General features: G+C 67.5%; 17 protein-coding genes and 1 tRNA gene. 7 read left to right on the forward strand and 11 right to left on the reverse strand.

Annotated features, from left to right (window positions below):
- Positions 1-17 precede the first annotated feature (17 nt).
- Positions 18-1,073: a hypothetical protein gene (locus HALDL1_12955; protein AHG04405.1), complete on the forward strand. Its 1,056-nt coding sequence runs from the start codon at positions 18-20 to the stop codon at positions 1,071-1,073.
- On the opposite strand, the gene HALDL1_12960 is transcribed toward HALDL1_12955, so the two are convergent.
- Positions 1,057-1,452: a hypothetical protein gene (locus HALDL1_12960; protein AHG04406.1), complete on the reverse strand. Its 396-nt coding sequence runs from the start codon at positions 1,450-1,452 to the stop codon at positions 1,057-1,059. The two genes, HALDL1_12955 and HALDL1_12960, sit on opposite strands and share 17 nt — an antisense overlap.
- Before the next feature lie 80 nt (positions 1,453-1,532).
- On the opposite strand from HALDL1_12960, the gene HALDL1_12965 reads away from it, so the two are divergent.
- Positions 1,533-2,162, forward strand: a complete 630-nt coding sequence (locus tag HALDL1_12965; protein AHG04407.1) for a hypothetical protein — start codon at positions 1,533-1,535, stop codon at positions 2,160-2,162.
- 235 nt (positions 2,163-2,397) lie between these two features.
- Here the strand turns inward: HALDL1_12965 and HALDL1_12970 are convergent, their stop codons facing one another.
- From HALDL1_12970 to HALDL1_12990, 5 genes are all read right to left on the reverse strand, one after another.
- Complete coding sequence (locus tag HALDL1_12970) at positions 2,398-2,550, reverse strand: hypothetical protein (protein AHG05343.1); 153 nt, start codon at positions 2,548-2,550, stop codon at positions 2,398-2,400.
- Positions 2,550-2,897 (reverse strand): hypothetical protein, encoded by a 348-nt coding sequence (locus tag HALDL1_12975; GenBank protein AHG04408.1) that lies wholly within the window; start codon positions 2,895-2,897, stop codon positions 2,550-2,552. Before HALDL1_12975 ends, HALDL1_12970 begins: the two co-directional genes overlap by 1 nt.
- 85 nt (positions 2,898-2,982) lie before the next feature.
- Positions 2,983-3,642, reverse strand: coding sequence for a bacterio-opsin activator (locus HALDL1_12980; protein AHG04409.1), 660 nt, complete (start codon positions 3,640-3,642; stop codon positions 2,983-2,985).
- 204 nt (positions 3,643-3,846) lie between these two features.
- Positions 3,847-4,107, reverse strand: coding sequence for a hypothetical protein (locus HALDL1_12985; GenBank protein AHG05344.1), 261 nt, complete (start codon positions 4,105-4,107; stop codon positions 3,847-3,849).
- A gap of 345 nt (positions 4,108-4,452) precedes the next feature.
- Positions 4,453-4,578: a hypothetical protein gene (locus tag HALDL1_12990; GenBank protein AHG04410.1), complete on the reverse strand. Its 126-nt coding sequence runs from the start codon at positions 4,576-4,578 to the stop codon at positions 4,453-4,455.
- Positions 4,579-4,696: 118 nt separating this feature from the next.
- Here HALDL1_12990 and HALDL1_12995 point away from each other — a divergent pair, with 118 nt between their 5' ends.
- Positions 4,697-5,842, forward strand: coding sequence for a mechanosensitive ion channel MscS (locus HALDL1_12995; protein ID AHG04411.1), 1,146 nt, complete (start codon positions 4,697-4,699; stop codon positions 5,840-5,842).
- 190 nt (positions 5,843-6,032) lie between these two features.
- On the opposite strand, the gene HALDL1_13000 is transcribed toward HALDL1_12995, so the two are convergent.
- The 5 genes from HALDL1_13000 to trpD form a co-directional block, all read right to left on the reverse strand.
- Positions 6,033-9,176, reverse strand: coding sequence for a ribonucleoside reductase large chain (locus HALDL1_13000; protein ID AHG04412.1), 3,144 nt, complete (start codon positions 9,174-9,176; stop codon positions 6,033-6,035).
- A 373-nt stretch (positions 9,177-9,549) separates the two neighbouring features.
- Positions 9,550-10,137 (reverse strand): para-aminobenzoate synthase, encoded by a 588-nt coding sequence (locus HALDL1_13005; protein AHG04413.1) that lies wholly within the window; start codon positions 10,135-10,137, stop codon positions 9,550-9,552.
- Positions 10,134-11,705: an anthranilate synthase gene (locus HALDL1_13010; GenBank protein AHG04414.1), complete on the reverse strand. Its 1,572-nt coding sequence runs from the start codon at positions 11,703-11,705 to the stop codon at positions 10,134-10,136. Before HALDL1_13010 ends, HALDL1_13005 begins: the two co-directional genes overlap by 4 nt.
- Positions 11,705-12,352 (reverse strand): N-(5'-phosphoribosyl)anthranilate isomerase, encoded by a 648-nt coding sequence (locus HALDL1_13015; GenBank protein AHG04415.1) that lies wholly within the window; start codon positions 12,350-12,352, stop codon positions 11,705-11,707. The genes HALDL1_13010 and HALDL1_13015 overlap by 1 nt, the downstream gene beginning before the upstream one ends.
- Positions 12,349-13,359, reverse strand: coding sequence for an anthranilate phosphoribosyltransferase (trpD, locus tag HALDL1_13020; protein AHG04416.1), 1,011 nt, complete (start codon positions 13,357-13,359; stop codon positions 12,349-12,351). The genes HALDL1_13015 and trpD overlap by 4 nt, the downstream gene beginning before the upstream one ends.
- Before the next feature lie 145 nt (positions 13,360-13,504).
- On the opposite strand from trpD, the gene HALDL1_13025 reads away from it, so the two are divergent.
- The 4 genes from HALDL1_13025 (at position 13,505) to HALDL1_13040 (ending at position 17,857) form a co-directional block, all read left to right on the forward strand.
- Positions 13,505-13,579 (forward strand) — tRNA-Val (locus HALDL1_13025).
- A gap of 521 nt (positions 13,580-14,100) precedes the next feature.
- Positions 14,101-14,580 carry a carbon monoxide dehydrogenase gene (locus HALDL1_13030; protein AHG04417.1) on the forward strand — a complete coding sequence of 160 codons (480 nt, stop codon included), beginning with the start codon at positions 14,101-14,103 and terminating at the stop codon, positions 14,578-14,580.
- Positions 14,577-16,952, forward strand: a complete 2,376-nt coding sequence (locus tag HALDL1_13035; protein AHG04418.1) for an aldehyde dehydrogenase — start codon at positions 14,577-14,579, stop codon at positions 16,950-16,952. The genes HALDL1_13030 and HALDL1_13035 overlap by 4 nt, the downstream gene beginning before the upstream one ends.
- Positions 16,952-17,857, forward strand: a complete 906-nt coding sequence (locus tag HALDL1_13040) for a molybdopterin dehydrogenase (protein ID AHG04419.1) — start codon at positions 16,952-16,954, stop codon at positions 17,855-17,857. Before HALDL1_13035 ends, HALDL1_13040 begins: the two co-directional genes overlap by 1 nt.
- Positions 17,858-17,867 lie beyond the last annotated feature (10 nt).

Genomic DNA, 17,867 nt, shown 5'->3' on the forward strand with positions numbered 1-17,867 from the left:
GGTGGTTTCGGGCGTACATGAACGTACCCGCGCTCGTCCAGTCGTCGCTCGGGGACGAGGACGTCGCCGCGCACGTGCCGCTGAAGGGGGAGGACGCGCTGTTCGTCACGCCGACGCGAACCGTCATCTACAGGGCCGACGGACTGCTCAGCGACGAGACCGTCGAGGAGTTCTCACACGACGCCGAGGGCATCCAGGTCAGCGAGGGGCGCCGGAAGGCGAAGATAACGCTCGACTACGGCCTCGACGGGGAGGAGACGTTCTCCGTCCCGTCGGGCAAACTCGACGACGTACTCCACCCCATCATCGCCGGTGTGCTGAACGCTGCTGGCGTCACGCAGGCGGGCGAGACCGTCAAGCGAACGTACCGGTTCAGCGAACTCACGCTGGTCGTGACCAGCGACCGCGTCGTCAGGCACATCGGCGAGGCAGTCTGGGGTCCGGACTACGAGGAGATTTCCTTCGAGGCCGTCACCGGCATCGACGTCGAGGACGGCAACGTCGCGAGCCAGCTCGCCCTCGAGACGACCGGGCGCACCCAGCGAATCAAGGCGCCGAACGAGGAGTTCCGGGACGTCCGCGAGACCGTCGAGGAGGCCGTCTACGCCTACCACGACGTGGCCAGCGCCGAGGAGTTCGCGCGGCTGAACGTCGACGAGGACGACGACGCGGCAACCGACGAGGTGTCGTTCGGCGGCGGCGTCGACCCCATCGACACCAGCGGCGTCGGCGAGGACGACGAGGAAGCCGCCGGGGCGCCCGAGTCGGCGGGCGCGCAGGCCCAGGTCGCAGAGGAGGCGGGCGGGCGGTCCGCAGCCGCCGCCGAGACGGGTGGCGAGCGTGGCGAGGACGACGAGTTCGAGTCGAGCGGCTTCGAGACGGCGGCCGCGAAGGTCGAACCGCCAGTCGCGCCCGAGGACCTCGAGACGGAACTCGACGAGATGGAGGACGTGGTCGCCGAGATGGCCGAGACCATCGAGCGACAGCGGGAGGTCGTCGACGCACAGCAGGCGGTTCTCGACGCCCAGCGCGAGCGCCTCGCGGCGCTCCGGGCGCTCATTCCCGACCAGTGACCTTCCGGATGCACGAGGAGCCGAAGGCGCCGAGTTCGCCGGCGTCTAGCCGAACGAAGTAGCCCGTCGCTATCGCCGACCCGCAGCGCCGACACGAGAACTCCCCCTCCTTCGTGAACACCTCCGAACGGAACGACACGTAGGCGCCGCCCTGGGGGTACACCTCGCCGTCCTCTCGTTCGATGACGCCGCGCTCCTCGGCGGCGTCGAGGATCTCGCGGGTCGTCCGCGGGTGTGTGGTCACCGTCTCGATTCGGTCGATGGCGTCGGCGACGGAGAGCGACTCGAACTCCAGTTTCGAGAGCAGTTCCACGCCGAGTTCCACGGGGTCGGCCGCCTGGTCGCCCGCGTGCTCGGCGCCGTCGTCGCCGTCGCTCATGGATACTCCTGGGTCGACGGCGCACTTGACGCTTGCGCGGATGGACAACGATAAGCGCCTGCCCCGGATAGCGGGCGGCGATGAAACGGTACGCGGCCGGCGCGGCGGTCGCCGCGCTGGTGGTCGTCGCCGTCGCCGTCCGCCCCGACAGCGCGCTCGGCGTGCTCCGCGCGGCCGTCGCCAGCCCCTGGTTCCTGCTGTTCCTCGTGGGCCTGTACGCAATCAGGCCGTTCCTGGGCTGGCCGATCAGCCTGCTGTCGGCGCTCGTCGGCTTCCGGTACGGCGTCGCCGTCGGTGTGCCCGTCGCACTCGTCGGCGCGGTGGGCACCAGCCTCCCCGCCTACGTCGTCGGCCGCCGCGCCCCGGCGGACGGCCGCCTTCTGGGTCGGTTCACCGACGGGAGCCGGCGCTACTTCGACGCGACGGGCGACCTCCGCGGCGTCGTCGCGGCGCGCCTCGCACCGACGCCTTCCGAACCGATTTCTGCCGCAGCGGGCGCCGGTGGCGTCGGCCTCCGCGCGTTCGTCGGCGGGACGCTGCTCGGCGAACTCCCGTGGGTGGTGGCGACGGTCACGCTCGGCAGCGGGCTGAACGCGTTCACGATGGACGCCGCGCGGGTGGACCCGACGCTGCTCGTCGGTGGCGCACTCGCCGCGCTACTCGTTCTGACGCCGGTCGCGCACCGCGCGTGGCGGGCACGGCGGGCGTGAGTCAGGAGACCCAGAAGTTGCAGATGTCACACCGTAGAACACGTATACCCAGGTGGCGCCTCCGGAGGCCGGGGTGGTGGTCGCGTTCACGTACGAGGGTATCGGGTGACGGTCGAACAGAACGGGCTGGCCACATTCGTGGCGGCGGAGTGACCCCACGCCCACACTGGTGGGGCAGGCGCGATCGGTGCGGTCCGTACGGCCCGCAGCCGGCGGTGTATCCCTCGGTGTGCAGTCAGTCGTCGACGCAGACAATCGTCCCGGTGGCGTTATGCATGAACTCCACACCGCCACAGTCGGGGCACGAGTCTACCATCGGTACGAACTCTTCATCCGCCGTGGTGGCCCGGACGAATTCGCCACACGACCGGCACATCAGCATTTCCATCAGGGGTCCACTGTCGCTCGGAGATACTGGGTCCACTCCTCGGCGACGACCGCCGAGGGAGCACCCCAATACCGGCTGGTCTGGGTGCGAGCGTCGTAGTCGATGAGGCCCAGGTCCGCTAACTTCGGCAGGTCGGCGTGCCGAAGGTGCCCCCGAACGCGCTCCCGCTCGCTGTCAGCCTGATGCGTCGAAATGAACGTGGCGAGGTCGGCCAGGGACGCCATGTCCTCGTCCGTGGTTTCGAAGTACGCCAGCACCAGCCGCCGCCGCTCGCTCGCCAGGGCCGTGTGCAACCGACTCACGGTCGCCGCGTCAGCCTTCGTCGCGGAAAGGGGGGCGGTGGACATGCACGAGTGTAGTCCTCAATCCAGAATAGGAATCACTGTTGAACGCTCAACCCTTTTTTAAGACGGTGGGGCACGGATGGAGAGGTCACTCGAAGTCGGCGGCCGAGGACTGCAGAGTTTGTTCGAGGATTTTCTCGTTGCCGCGGCGCAGCCGGTTAGAGACGGCCTGCTCGGAAACCCCGAGTTCGGCGGCGAGGTCCGCGAGTGACGACTGGCGCGGCGACTCGAAGTAGCCCTGGTGGAGCGCCAGCACGAGTGCCTCCCGCTCGGGCTGCGTGAGGTCGAACCGGTGGCCGGTCGGGGTCTTCTCGGTGAGCGTGTACGACCGCTCGATGTGGAGGGTGATATTCTCCTCCGTGCAGAAATTGTAGAACGTCGAGAGCGCATCGTGGTGTGGGAACCGCAGGCGGAACTGCCACTCGGAGTCGCCGTTACCCTCCAGGATGACGCCCCCGCTGGTGTTGATGATTTCCAGGAGGCTGAACGGCTCATCGGCCCACTCGACGCGGTAGAGCACCCAGTCGTCGGCACGGTCGAGGGCGTCGACAGTACCGATAGCAGGATTCTCCCGGACCCGTTGTTCGAACGTTGCGTGGTCGGCCCCGCGCACCCAGAGGAAGGGCATGACCGCATCGCTGGTCGGGACGAGCCGTTCGAGTTCGATGCGCATCCCCGGCGGGTCCGCCAGCACCTCCCCGAGCAGGAACTCCGTGGCAGGAATCGTGAACTCCACGATGACGCTCATACGAGGAATCGCTACGGCCGCCACGTATTAAGGCGATATGGCCAGCCCACTTCCCACGGCGCAGACACCCACGACGGAGACGGCTGGAGTGGAGACGGCAGGAGTCGCCCGTCCGCCCACGAGAACGAGGCCGATGAGGTGGGGTCGTGCTCTGTCACGCGCGGTGTGGTGCTGTGCAGACCACCAGCAGTATCGACCAGCGCCCTATTCGTCAGGCACGTCTATGGCCTCCGGGAGTTCACCATCCTCTGCGTATTGCTCGACTTGGTGGAGTGCCATGTCTCGAACCGACGAAATAGAGGTATCGTCCTGGAATAATTCCTCGAACTTCTCACACTCCGCTCGGAACGCTGCTCGTACAGTCGTTTCAGAGAACGTTTGGTGGTCTTCGAGAATGGATTGCAGAGATTCTACTACGTCGTCTGTCAGGTAGTCTCGGCGTCCTCGTCTGTCTCCTGACCTCATTACAGCCATTCACTCAGAATGTGGTGAAAATGCGTTACGATAGGGCGTCTCACCTGTCGACAGCGATAGGAGTCGCCGAGTCGTGAGCGCTGGGAGATGATACACCGACAGAGGAACTCACGACCTGAGCACCGCACCGAGCAACACCGTGGCGCGGTTCTCGGGGGTGGGTCGCGCTCTGTCGCGGCAGACGCGCGTGAGTGCCTGACTGGATCTGTTCGAACCGTCGGAGTGGAACACAGGGGCGAGAATCACCGGGTCGTCCGAAACCGAGAGACTGTAGCGGGGTGCGTCCCGCGGCCTCACTGCTGGCGAGGTGGGTACCGCTTCTCTATCTTCTGTGGGTCACACCCAGAAGTTGTCCGAGCAGTCCATGATGACGCCGTGCTGCGGGCAGACGTACTTGCAGTGGCGCTTGAAGAGGTGCGCCTCGCACATCGGGCACGTCGGGCCGCCCGCGTCCTCGGCCATGCGGGAGGCTGCGGACGCGAGCGGTTTAGGCGTATCCATCGCAGCGGCCACCAGGGCGGACCCGGTGCGAAACCTGACCGTCCGAACCCCCCGACCGCGTCTAACACGTCTGTAGTTTATCTGGCAGCGCACCGTAGAGAACAGGGTGAGGGAGTCTCCGGAGATGGTCCCCCCGCTACTGGGCTTACTCCAATCTAGCATCCCGGTCGACGGCACGCTGGAAATCATCGCTGTCGCTAGCCTCGCCGCAATCGGCATCTGGTACCTCGGCACCTGGTTGCAGGCCCGCTTCCGGACGGTGAACGCGGAACTCGTCCGCGCTGGACTCCTCCTTGCGCTTACCGTCGTCGTCACCGTCGTCCTCGTACAGCAGTGGCAATCGACCGCCGACCTGCTGTCTATCATGGGCGCACTCGAGTTCGGCGTCAACGCGGCAATTCTCGTCCTCCTCACAGTCGTCGTCTTCGTCGCCGCCCACGCGGTAACACGGATCGTCAAGCGGCTACTGCTCGGTGAGCGGCCGAAGGAGCGCACGATGACCGGACACCAGCGCCGCATCCTCTTCTACATCGGTCAGGTCGTCGTCTACGTCGCCGCCGTCTTCGCGTCGTTGGCTCTCTGGGGCATCCAGTTGAGCGATCTGCTGCTGGGGGCTGGCGTCCTCGGTATCGTCCTCGGGCTAGCGTTCCAGAGCACGCTCGGCTCGATTCTCGCCGGCTTCGTGCTGATGCTGTCCCGGCCCTTCGAGGTGGGTGACTGGGTGCGCATCGGCGACCACGAGGGGTTCATCACCGAGATATCGATCAACCACGTCCGGCTACGCAACCTCGACGGCGAACACGTCGTCCTGCCCAACGAGGGCGTGAACAATCGGACAATCATCAACCGCAGCGTCGAGGGAAAGCTCCGGCACACCGTCGAAGTGGGCGTCGATTACGACACCGACCCGGAGCGCGCGGAGGCAGTTGCCCTCGAGGCGATCAGCGACCTGGACGAGATCATGAGCCAGCCAGCCCCACAGGTGCTGCCGGTGCAGTTCACCGATTCGGCGGTCCTCCTGGAGGTCCGGTTCTGGATCGACAATCCGACGCCACAGCGCAGGTGGCGCGCCGCACAGGTCGTCATCCACGCGGTCAAGACCGCCTTCGGCGAAGCGGACGTCAAGATCCCGTTCCCGCAGCGCGAACTCACGGACCGCCAAGCGGACAGCGGCGCCCGCGTCGCCGAGACCTCACGGCGGCCCACCGAGACGGACGACCTGTAGTGACGGCCGCCGGGACGACCCGGACGACGCCCGCAGATGTACATCTCTTGCCGCACGCGTGGCTACGTAACCATCTGTGTGTTGTCGCTCCATCCCGCGAACTGGACGAAGAACCCGTGCCAGTAGCTGCGTTTCGACGGAGACGTGGTCGCCGTAGCGATTCGCCGTGAGCGCGTGAACGAGCGCTACGTCAGCACTCGCTCCAGCCGCAGGACTCGCAGGTCTTGCAGCCCTCGCTGAAGTAGAGGCTCATCGACCCGCAGTCCGGACACTCGGGGCTCTCGCCCGCCTCGATGAGCGACTGGGTCGCGTCCTCGGCGTCCTGTGCAGCGCCCTCGCCCGCGCTGACCGGGCCCTGCGGGCCGCCGACCGCGGCGTCGGCCCCACCGCCGTCGGTCTCGCGGGTGGCCGTCGACTCGTCGGTGAGTTCGGTGAGGTGTTGCTGCTGGGGGTAGGCCGCGCGGTCGACGTCACCTTCGAGGTAGCGGCGGAGCGCGGTACCGAAGGCGTCCGGGATAGAGTTGACCTGCTCGCCCTTGTCCCAGGCGACCTTCGGGCTGCGGATGCCCTGCAGTTTGTCGGCGATCTCCTCGGGGTCGACGCCCGAGCGGAGCGCGACGGAGATGGTCTTCGCGAGCGCCTCCGTGAACGAGCCCGTGAAGCCACCGCTGTTGCCGGTGTTAGCGAACAGCTCGAACGGCCGCTCGCGCTCGGGGTCCTCGTTGATAGTGACGTAGAGCTTCCCGTAGCCGGTGTCGATGCGCTGGGTGACGCCGTGGAGGAGGTCGGGACGGGACTGCTTCTCGGCGAACTCGCCCTCGAGTGCGTCCTCGTCGCCCGCGAACAGGTCCCGGAGGTCCTCGCCGAACTCGGCCTGAACCTCCTCGGACTCGAGGAAGCCCTCGATGCCGCCGAACGTCTCCTCGATCTGCTCGACCATCGCTTCGGCTGCCTCGTCCTCGTCCATCCCGGAGAAGTCGGCGTTGTCGGCGCGCGTCGTCAGCACCTGCTTGCTGCGGGTGCCGTCGCGGTAGACGGTGACGCCCTTCCCGCCGTTCTCGTAGATGTAGCGGTACACCTCGTCCATGTCCTCGACGGAGGCGTCGTTCGGGAAGTTGCAGGTCTTCGAGATGGCGGAGTCGACGCCCGCCTGGCACGCGGTCTGGACCGCGGCGTGCTCCTTCCCGGAGAGGTCGGAGGTGACGACGAACAGTTCACCGATGGCGTCCGGGACCGTCTCCAGGCCCTCGACGCCGTCGAACTCGTTGTTCGCCATCTGCTCCTGTGCCTCCTCCTTGACCGCGTCGACGTCGATGTCGTTGTCGACCAGCGTCCGGAGGAAGTAGTCGTCGAACTCCACGAGCATCTCGTCGCCCTGCACGTCGTCGGAGACGTTCTTGTAGTAGGCGACGTTGTAGATGGGCTCACAGCCGCCCGTGGTGTTGCCGACCATCGACGTGGTGCCGGTCGGCGCGATGGTCGTCGTGTTGTGGTTGCGGATGGGGTAGCCGTCCGCCCAGTCCGCGGCGTCCTCGCCGGTGTGGTGTTCGAACCACTCCGCGTACTCGGTCGGGTTCGCGTACTTGGACTTGCCCCACTCGTCGAAGCTGTCGCGCTCGCCCGCGAGGTCGTGGCTCGCGGCCTTCGATCCGTGGTCGATGCGCGTCATCAGCTGGCGGGCGATCTCGTTGCCCTCCTCGCTGCCGTACTTCACGCCGAGCTGGATGTACAGCTGCGCGAGGCCCATGACGCCGAGACCGATCTTGCGCATCTCGGCGACCTTCTCCTCGATCTTCTCGACCGGGAAGTCCGACATGGTGACGACGTTCTCGAGGAAGCGCGTCCCCATCTCGATGCGGTGGTCGAACTCCTCGGTGTCGACGGCCTCCGCGAGGAAGCGCTCGACGCCCTCCTCCAGGGAGTCGAACTCGTTCTGCTCGCTCCAGACGCGCCAGTCGGGCGCGTTCTGGGCGGCGAGCGTCGAGAGGTTGATGTGGCCGAGGTTGCAGGCCTCGTACTCCTCGAGGGGCTGCTCGCCACAGGGGTTCGTCGCGAGGATGCGGTGGTCGGGGTGCTCCTCGACGTCGAAGGAGTGCTGCTTGTTGACGCGCTCGAGGTAGATGACGCCGGGTTCGCCGTTCTCGTGGGCGCCCTCGACGATGCGGTCCCAGAGCTCGCCGGCGGGGATGGTGAGCTCCTCGCCGGGTTCGACGTAGTGGCCGAGCCCGTAGCGGGAGTACATCTCCCTGGTCTCCTCGGTGGCAATGTGTGGTTCGCCCGTACGCGGGTTCGTGAACGTGTACTCCTCGCCGTTCTCCAGGGCCTCCATGAAGCCGTCGGTGACGCCGACGGAGATGTTGAAGTTAGAGAGGTGGCCCTCGACGGCGTTCCGGAGGTGCTTGGGCACGCGGCCGTCCTCGTCGATGAGTTCGCGGGCCTCCTCCAAGGCCTCGGAGAACGTGGTGTACGTGTAGTCGTCGGGGTCGTTGAGGCGGAGCGTGTGCGCGAGGCTCACGTCCTTGTTCTTCGCGTGGATGAACTCCACGACGTCCGGGTGGGAGACCCGCATTACGGCCATCTGGGCGCCGCGGCGCGCGCCGCCCTGCGCGATGGTCTCGCACATCTGGTCGAACGTCTCCATGAACGTCAGCGGCCCGGAGGCGATGCCGCCCGTGGAGCCGACGGAGTCGCCGTAGGGGCGGAGCTGCCAGAACGCGTACCCCATGCCGCCGCCTGACTGGAACACTTCGGCGGCCTCCTTGGCGGTCTGGTGGATGTCCGTGAGGTCGTCGCCCGGCGAGTCGACGAAGCAGGCCGAGAGCTGCTGGAGTTCGTCGCCGGCGTTCATCAGCGTCGGCGAGTTCGGCATGAACGCGAGGCGCTCCATCAGTTCCTGGAACTCGCCGCGGATGCTCTTGACGTGCGCTCGCGCGCTGTCGTCGTCGAGGTCGGGGACGATGGTGTCGTAGGCGAACTTGTTGACGTTCGCTTCGGTCAGTTCGACCTCGGCGTCGTCCTCGGGGGTGACGCCCGCACCGAACACTTCCTCGGCGAGTTCGTCGCGGCGCGGGTGGTCGGGTTTGAGCTGGTCCGGCGTGACCGTCACCGGCTCGTCCGTCTCGTAGACGACTTCCGCGAGCGCGATGTTCTTCGCGACGCGCTCGAAGAGGTCCTCCTGGCTCTCGACGGGGTCGCCGCTGGAGTCCTTGCGGAGGTAGCGCGCGGGCAGGATGTTCTGGTAGGCGTTGTCGGTCATCCGGTCGGCCAGCGTGTCGCCGTCGACGCGCTTGACCGGCAGCGTGAGGTCGTCCGCGGAGAGGTCGTGGGAGCTCATCGACGGTCCCTCCCCGGTACAGTGCGTTGCGTGGTTGGTTGGAGTATCATGGATTGGTCGAACACCGGGTCGCAGTTGACGACGAATGGTACCGCGCGGAGCGGTTAGTAGTTGTGTTTCTACACCCCGCGACGGCCGCCGTCAACCGGCCCGAATCTGCGTGCCTCAAGTGTATGGCTGGCTGGGTCATAAGCCCATCCAAAGCGGGGTGAAAGTGGTAACCATCTATCGACAAATGTCGGGGACGTAGCGGTGTTTTCAGTTTCGTCCTCCAGTGGAACAAGAGGGGGGTTCGGAAGCGCGGGAACCGCCGGCTGTTCGGGGTAGCGCTGCCAGCGGTGGCGACCCCGATTCGGCGGCGGTCAGGCCGGGGTCACACCGCGGCGAGGAAGTTACGAATCAGGTCGTGGCCGGCGCCCGTCAGGACGCTCTCGGGGTGGAACTGCACGCAGGCAATGGGGTGCTCGCGGTGGCGGACGCCCATCGGGAGGTCGCCGCCCGCGACGGTGGCCGACACCTCGAAGCAGTCCGGAATCTCCGTGCACGCCAGCGAGTGGTAGCGGGCCGCTGGGAACTCCTGTTCGACGCCCGCGAAGACGCCCCGGCCGTCGTGCTCGACGTCACTCGTCTTGCCGTGAATCGGTTCGGGGGCGCGACCGACTTCGCCGCCGTACTCGTACACCGCGGCCTCCATGCCGAGGCAGACGCCGAGCGTCGGCACGTCCGGGCTCACGTCCCGCAGGACGTCGGCCGTGACGCCGACGTCGCGGTCGTTCTTCGGGTGGCCGGGGCCGGGGCTGACGACGATGGCGTCCGGGTCGACGTCGCGCACGTCGTCGAGGCTCGCGGAGTTCTTCACCACCGGTGTCTCCGGGCGTCCGCCGTCGACCTGCTGTTCGGAGACGTACTCCACGAGGTTGTACGTGAACGAGTCGAAGTTGTCGACGAAGAGGACTTTCACGGCTGGACCTCCGGTTCCGGTTCGCGCTCGCGGATACGCTCGACGGCGGCGAGCACGCCGTCCATCTTCGCCTCCGTCTCGTCGAACTCAGCGGCCGGGTCGCTGTCGGCGACGACGCCCGCCCCCGCACGCACGCGGAGGGTATCGTCCGCACCGCCGCTCCCAGCCTCGATGGTGGCCGACCGGATGGCGATAGCGAACTCCGCGTCCCCGGTCCACGAGAAGTAGCCGACGCCGCCGCCGTAGATTCCCCTGGGGGAGGCCTCGAGGGCGTCAATGTGCTCCATCGCGCGGACCTTCGGCGCCCCCGAAAGGGTGCCCGCGGGGAACGACGCGCGGGTCGCGTCGAAGGCGTCCGCGTCCCCTGCGAGCGTCCCGGTGACGGTGGACTCGATGTGCTGGACGTGGCTGTACTTCAGCACGCGCATGAACTCGGGGACGCGGACGCTCCCGGGTTCGCTGACGCGGCGCACGTCGTTGCGCGCCAGGTCCACGAGCATCGCGTGTTCGGCGCGCTCCTTCTCGTCGGCGAGCATCTCGCCCGCAAGGCGGCGGTCCTCGACGGGGCTGGCGCCACGGGGACAGGTGCCCGCGATTGGGTTGTTCACCACGGTGTCGTCGTGGACCGCGACCAGCGTCTCGGGACTCGCGCCGACAACGGTGCGGTCGTCGTGGGAGAGCAGGAACATGTACGGCGAGGGGTTGACGTCGCGGAGCGCGGCGTAGAGGCCCCGGGGGTCGACGTCGCCGTCGAGTTCACGCGTGCGCGAGACGACCGCCTGGTACACCTCGCCGTCGAACACCGCCTCCTTCGCCTTCGCGACGGCGTCCTCGTATTCGTCGCGCGGGCCGGCGCGCTCGTCGGTGACGCGAAAGCCGCCGAACTCGGGGGCTTCCGCCCCGGCGAGCACTGCCTGCACGCGTTCGGCCTCCGCGCGGAGGTCGTCGTAGGCAGCGTCTGGGTCGTCCTCGTCGCCGACGACGGGCGTGAACACGAGCGAGACGTCGCCCGTCGCACGGTCGAAGACGAGCGTCCGCGTCGACAAAACGAACTCCGCGTCCGGGAGCGGCGTCTCGGGGCGCTCGACGCCCACCTCCTCCAGCCAGAGGTCGTACACCGCGTCGTACGCGAGGAAGCCGACGAGGCCGCCGTCGAGTAGCTGGCGGTCCCCGTCGGGGAAGCCGCGGCGCTGGACGTCGGGCAGCACGCCCCGCAGTCGGTCGAGCACGTCACCCTCGCCGGTTCCGAGCAGGTCGGCCGCGCGCTCGTCACGGAGGCGCTCGACGTCGGTCCCGTCCGGTCCGACGGCCACGACGGCGGCGGGGTCGTAGCCGACGAAGGAGTAGCGGGCGTGGCGGTTCTCGGAGGCGCTCGACGGGCGGAACGCGCCGTCCGGGTCGCTCGCAGCGGTCTTCTCGGCGCTCTCCAGCAGGAAGCCGTAGTCCCCCTCGGTGAGCGCGTCGTACGCAGTGAGCGGGGAGACGTCGGCTTCGAGGGTCGCGGCGACGCGCACGACCGCCGGCCCGTCGCCCGCGAGGTCGCTGAACGCCGAGCGAGTGGTGTCCATCACGATTCGACCACCGCGTGGTCGGCCTTCGCGTTCGCCACGAACTCCCTGACCGCGTCGTGGTCCTTCTCACCGCCGGCAGCCTCCACGCCGGAGGCCACGTCCACGGCGAACGGGTCGGCTGCCTCGACGGCGTCCGCGACGTTCTCCGGCGTGAGTCCGCCCGCGAGGACGACCGGCGAGTCGACCGACGCCGCGAACTCGCGGGTCGCTTCCCAGTCGTGGGTGCGGCCAGTGCCGCCCGCGCCGTCGCCGTCCACGGAGTCAACCAGCAGCGCGTCGACAACGTCGTCGTATCGGCCGGCGTCGGGGTTCGCGGCGTCGACGGAATTCAGCACGCCCGCGTCCGCGTTCGCCGCGACGTACGCCACGTCGCCGACCGGCAGGTCGCCGTGCAACTGGACGACGTCCGGGTTCACGCGGTCGACGAGTTCGACCGCGTGCTCGGGTGCGTCGGGCATCGTCACGAGGACGGTGGTGACGAACGGCGGCGCCGCGGCGACCAGGTCTGCGGCCTGCTCGACGGCCACCTCCCGGGGCGTGTCCACGGGCACGTCGGCGATTATCCCAACGGCGTCGGCGCCAGCCGCGGCGGCCGCTCGCAGGTCCGCCTCGTCCGTGAGCCCACAGATCTTCACGCGCGTCATTGCGTCGCCGTGCGGGTTCCCTGGAGGGTCCGGAGCGTCTCTGCTGCGTCGCCAGAGTCGATGGCTTCGCGTGCGCGCTCGGCGCCCGCTTCGAGCGAGTCGGCCTCGCCCGCGACGTAGATGGCGGCGCCGGCGTTCGCGAGGATGATGTCGCGCTTCGGGCCGGTGACGTCTCCCGAGACGATGCCGCGGAGGTCGCGGGCGTTCTCCTCGGGGGTGCCGCCAGAGACGGCTTCGATGGGCGCCTCGTCGAGCCCGAAGTCGGCTGGCGTGACGGTGTACTCCTCGACGCTGTCGCCGTCGACCTCCGCAACGGTCGAGGGGCCGTGGAGCGCGAACTCGTCGAGGCCGTCGCCGTGGACGACGAGCGCCCGGTCGACGTCCATGTGCGAGAGCGCGCGGGCGAGCGTCGGCACGAGGTCGGGGTCGTAGACGCCGACGACCTGGGCGTCCGCGCCCGCGGGGTTCGTGAGCGGGCCGAGCAGGTTGAAGATGGTCCGCATCTCGAGTTCCCGGCGCGGGCCGATGACGGCCTTCATCGCGGGGTGGAACGCCGGCGCGTGCATGTAGCCGATGCCGTGGTCCTCGACGAGTGCCTCGACCGATTCGGGGTCGGCGTCGAGGTCCACGCCAACTTCCTCGAGGACGTCGGAACTGCCCGAGGAGGAGGAGACGGAGTAGTTGCCGTGTTTGGCCACGGGGACGCCTGCGCCGCCGACGACGAGCGTGGAGGTGGTGGAGACGTTGATAGTGTCGTAGTCGTCACCGCCCGTGCCGCAGGTGTCGACGAGCGGTTCGCGGTCCGGGTCGATGGTGCGTGCGGCGTCGCGCATCCCTCGCGCGAACCCCGCGATCTCCGTCTCCGTTTCGCCCTTCGCGCGGAGCGCCACGAGCAGCGCGCCGATCTGGGCGTCCGTTGCGTCCTCGAAGATTCGCGTGACGGCGTCGCGAGCGTCGGCGAGACTCAGGTCCTCGCCGTCTGCGACGCGCTCGGTGTACTCGTTTATATCGGACATCGATGTTCTATTCCGGGTTACAGTGTACAAGTCTGTACAACTACTTAACCCTGTCGTGGCCGTCGGCGCTCGGTTCCCCGTTTCGAAACCTTCAACTATACCCCCGGACTACGGTGAGATGCGCCGAAGGCCACGCGGGTTGGTGGTCTAGTCAGGCTATGACACCTCCTTGACATGGAGGAGGTCGGCGGTTCAAATCCGCCCCAACCCACTTCTCAACTCACTCACGCCGGTCAGCGGCGCTTGTGTCGCGGAACGCGCCGTCGTGGCGTGAATGGGGTTGCGGATTTGAACCCTGCAAGGCGCGCGCAGGGAAGCGAGCACGTCTTGCACTGGTTCATAATCTGGCACTCCCCACTTCTACCGAACTTCACCCAGCGAGAACCGCATGCGTACCGACGTTATGGGGCTCGACGAGCCGCGAAGAATGACGAGGACGCCGCGTCGGCGACCAGTCGACCAAACTTGAGTCGTAGAACCTGCCAGTTCTGGATATCCAACCCGTTCAATAATTTCGGACCCTGTTCTAACTACGCTAACTAACGTAGACGCTGTTTGTTTTTCTTCGAGTGAGTAGAACCAACCACAATACATATGCAGTGGCCGCCCGACGTCTTGGTAGAGTTTGACACACGGGGGCGGACTGCCTCCGGAACACCATGGGACGGCGAAGAGTAGTGCTGGCAGTTCGAGACCACGCGAAATTCGGCCGTTACACGGGCGAAACCCACTATGACGACACTCGACATCTCACTGACGGTGAACGGAACCGCACACGAACTCACGGTCGAACCGCGGACGCTTCTCGTGCACGCGCTCCGAGACGAACTCGGATACACCGGGGCGAACATCGGGTGCGAGAGCGGTCGGTGTGGCGCCTGCACTGTTCACCTCGACGGGCGGGCTGTCAAGTCCTGCACGCTGCTCGCCGCGCAGGCCGACGAACGAGCCGTCACGACTGTCGAAGGGCTCGGAGCCGACGGCGAGCCCCACCCCATCCAGGAGGCGTTCAAGGAGGAACACGGTCTCCAGTGTGGCTACTGTACGCCGGGGATGCTTCTCGCCAGCACCGACCTCATCGAGAGCGAAGAATCGCTCGACGAAGAGGCGATTCGCGAGGGTATCGACGGCAACCTCTGTCGGTGCACCGGCTACCAGAACATCGTCGAAGCGGTCGGTACAGCGCAGTCCCGGATGGAGGACGACCGATGAGCACGGACGAGCGCGAATCGCTCGTCGGCTCCCCAATCGAGCGCCGGGAGGACATGAGCCTGCTCACCGGCAGCGGCGAGTACACGAACGACATCGACCGCCGCAACCTGACGCACGCCGCGATACTCCGGAGTCCGCACGGCCGCGCCCGAATCGAAGACATCGACACGGCAACGGCGGAAGCGATGGACTCGGTCCACGCCGTCTACACGGGACAGGACGTCGCCGACAGCGACATCCCGAACAACATCCAGACCGGGTGGAAGCTCCCGGAACTCGAGGAACCCCCACAGCGAATCATGGCGACGGACACCGTCCGCTACCAGGGCGAGCCGGTCGCAGTGGTCGTCGGTGATACCCCCGCCCAGGCAGTGGACGCCGCCACCGCTATCGACGTGACGTACGAGCAACTCCCAGCGGCGGTCGGGCCGAGCGAGGCTGCCGACGACGACGCACCAGTCGTCCACGACGAGGTCGACGACAACCTCGCCTTCGACTGGGAAATTGGCGACGAAGCGAGCACCGCCGAAGCGTTCGAGTCGGCGGAGTACACGGCGAGCATCGACCTAACCCAGCAGCGCATCGTTCCGTCCGCGATGGAGCCACGCGCGTCGCTCGCGGACTACGATTCCGCCACCGGCGAGTTGACGCTCTGGCTCACCACCCAGAACCCACACCTCCACCGGACGCTGCTGGCGACGCAGACGCTCGGGATTCCGGAGAGCAAGATCCGCGTCATCGCGCCCGAGGTCGGCGGCGGCTTCGGGAACAAGATCTACCACTACCCGGACGAGGCGATCGTCTCGTGGTGCTCGATGCAGCTCGACCGCCCGGTGAAGTGGCAGGCGACCCGCAGCGAGGACAACCACGCGGCGTGTCACTCCCGCGCTCACGAGACACAGGGCGAAATCGCGCTCGCCGAGGACGGCACAATCGTCGGCATCCGCGCGGACACGTACGCCGACATGGGCGCCTACCTCCAGTTCTTCGCGCCGGCGGTGCCCACCTTCATGTACGGTTGTCTGTTCCCCGGCCAGTACGGCATCCCGAACGTGCACTGCCGCGTCCGGGGGACGTTCACGAACACGGCGCCGGTCGACGCGTACCGCGGGGCTGGCCGCCCAGAGGCCACCTTCCTCGTCGAGCGACTCGTCGACCTCGGCGCCCGCGAGGCTGGAATGGACCCCGTCGAACTCCGACGACAGAACTACATCCAGCCCGAGGAGTTCCCCTTCGACAACGGCGTCGGGCTCACCTACGACAGCGGCGACTACGAGCACTCCCTCGACACGGCGCTCGAGAAGGTCGACTACGAGGAACTCCGCGAGCGCCAGGCGGAACTCCGCGAGGAAGGCCGGTATCTCGGCATCGGCATCGTCGGGTACGTGGAGGCCTGCGGTATCGGACCGTCTCGGACCGCCGACGAACTCGGCTCCACGATCGGGCTCTGGGAGAGTTCGGTGGTCCGGTTCAACTCCTCCGGGACCGTAACCGCCTTCTGTGGTACGTCTGGCCACGGACAGGGACACGAGACGACGTTCGCACAGATCGTTTCGGACGAACTGGGGGTCGACTACGAGGACATCGAGATCGTCGAGGGCGACACCGACCAGACCCCCGAGGGACGGGGGTCCTACGGGAGCCGTAGCGGCCCAGTCGGTGGGAGCGCGGTCGTCTCCAGCAGCCGGAAGGTCGTCGAGAAGGCGCGGCAGATCGCCGCCCACCAACTCGAGGTGACACCAAAGGACGTCGAGTTCGAGGACGGCACGTTCTCCATCGCGGGTGCGCCGAGCAGGGCGGTCGGCATCCAGGAGATCGCTCGGGAGGCGTACACCGGGTTCAACCTCCCGGACGGGATGGAACCCGGCCTCGAGGCGACCGCATTCTACGACCCGGAGAACTACACCTACCCGTTCGGCACCCACGTCGCCGTCGTCGAAGTCGACCCCGAGAGCGGGGAGGTCGACGTCCAGCGCTACGTCGCAGTCGACGACGTCGGGACCCAGATCAATCCACGGGTCGTCGAGGGGCAGGTCCACGGCGGCGTCGCACAGGGAATCGGACAGGCGCTCTACGAGGGAGCGGAGTACGACGAGACCGGGAATCTCCGCACCGACTCCTTCGAGAACTACGCCGTGCCGGCCGCCGACCAGATACCCACCATCGAGACCGATTCGACCGTCACGCCGTGCCCGCACAACCCGCTCGGCGTGAAGGGCGTCGGTGAGGCGGGCGCAATCGCCTCACCGCCGGCGGTCGTCAACGCCGTCGTCGACGCCCTCGAACCGTTCGGGGTCTCTCACATCGACATGCCGCTGACGCCGGAAGCCGTCTGGACTGCCATCCACGAGTCGAACGGGGGTGACGACTGATGTACCCCGAGAACTTCGACTTCCACCGTGCAGAGACGGTCGACGAAGCACTCTCGTTACTGGACGAACACCGCAGCCGAGAGACCGCGGTTCTCGCCGGTGCGCACGGTCTGGTCCCGCGGCTGAAAGCACGCGAGGAGACGCCAGACGTCGTGGTCGACATCGGTCGAATCGACGCGCTCCGTGGAATCGAAGCGACCGAGAGTGGGCTGCGTATCGGGGCGCTCACCCCGTACGTCGACGTCGTCGAGTCGGACGCCGTCTGGGAGCAGGCGACGGCGTTCGCCGAGGCGACCAAGAACATCGGCGACCTCCAGGTCCGGAACATCGGCACCGTCGGCGGGAACATCGCCCAGGCACACCCCGCCTCGGACCTGCCGGCCGCCGCGCTCGCCGTCGACGCCTCCATCGTCGTCCGGGGGCCTGACGGAGAACGAGAGATAGCCCCCGAGGCGTTCTTCTCGGGGGCGTTCTCGACGACGCTCGCCGACGACGAACTGGTCACGCATCTCGACGTCGAAGCGCAGGGCGAACAGGGGGTCGGCGCGTACGCGAAACGAGCGAGACAGTCCCTGGGGTACGCAGTGGTCGGCGTCGCCGTGTCACTCCAGGTCGAAGACGGCGTCGTCACGTCGCCGAGCGTCGCGGTCAACGGCGCAGTGGAACACCCGGTTCGCCTCCCGGGCGTCGAGGAGTCGCTGGAGGGCGCGGACGTATCGGCGTCCGCACTGGAGGCAGCGGCAGCCCGTGCGGGCGAAGAACTGAGCGAGAACGAGCTGCGGGACGGCATCGACGCGTCGCCAGCGTTCCGCCGCCAGCTCCTGGGCGTCTACACCAGACACGCGCTCGACGCAGCGGCCGAGCGGGCCGGCTTCGACACCGCCACCGAGCCGGCTCCGCAGTGAGAACGCTCAC

The organism is Halobacterium sp. DL1, from assembly GCA_000230955.3.
Classification (GTDB): domain Archaea; phylum Halobacteriota; class Halobacteria; order Halobacteriales; family Halobacteriaceae; genus Halobacterium.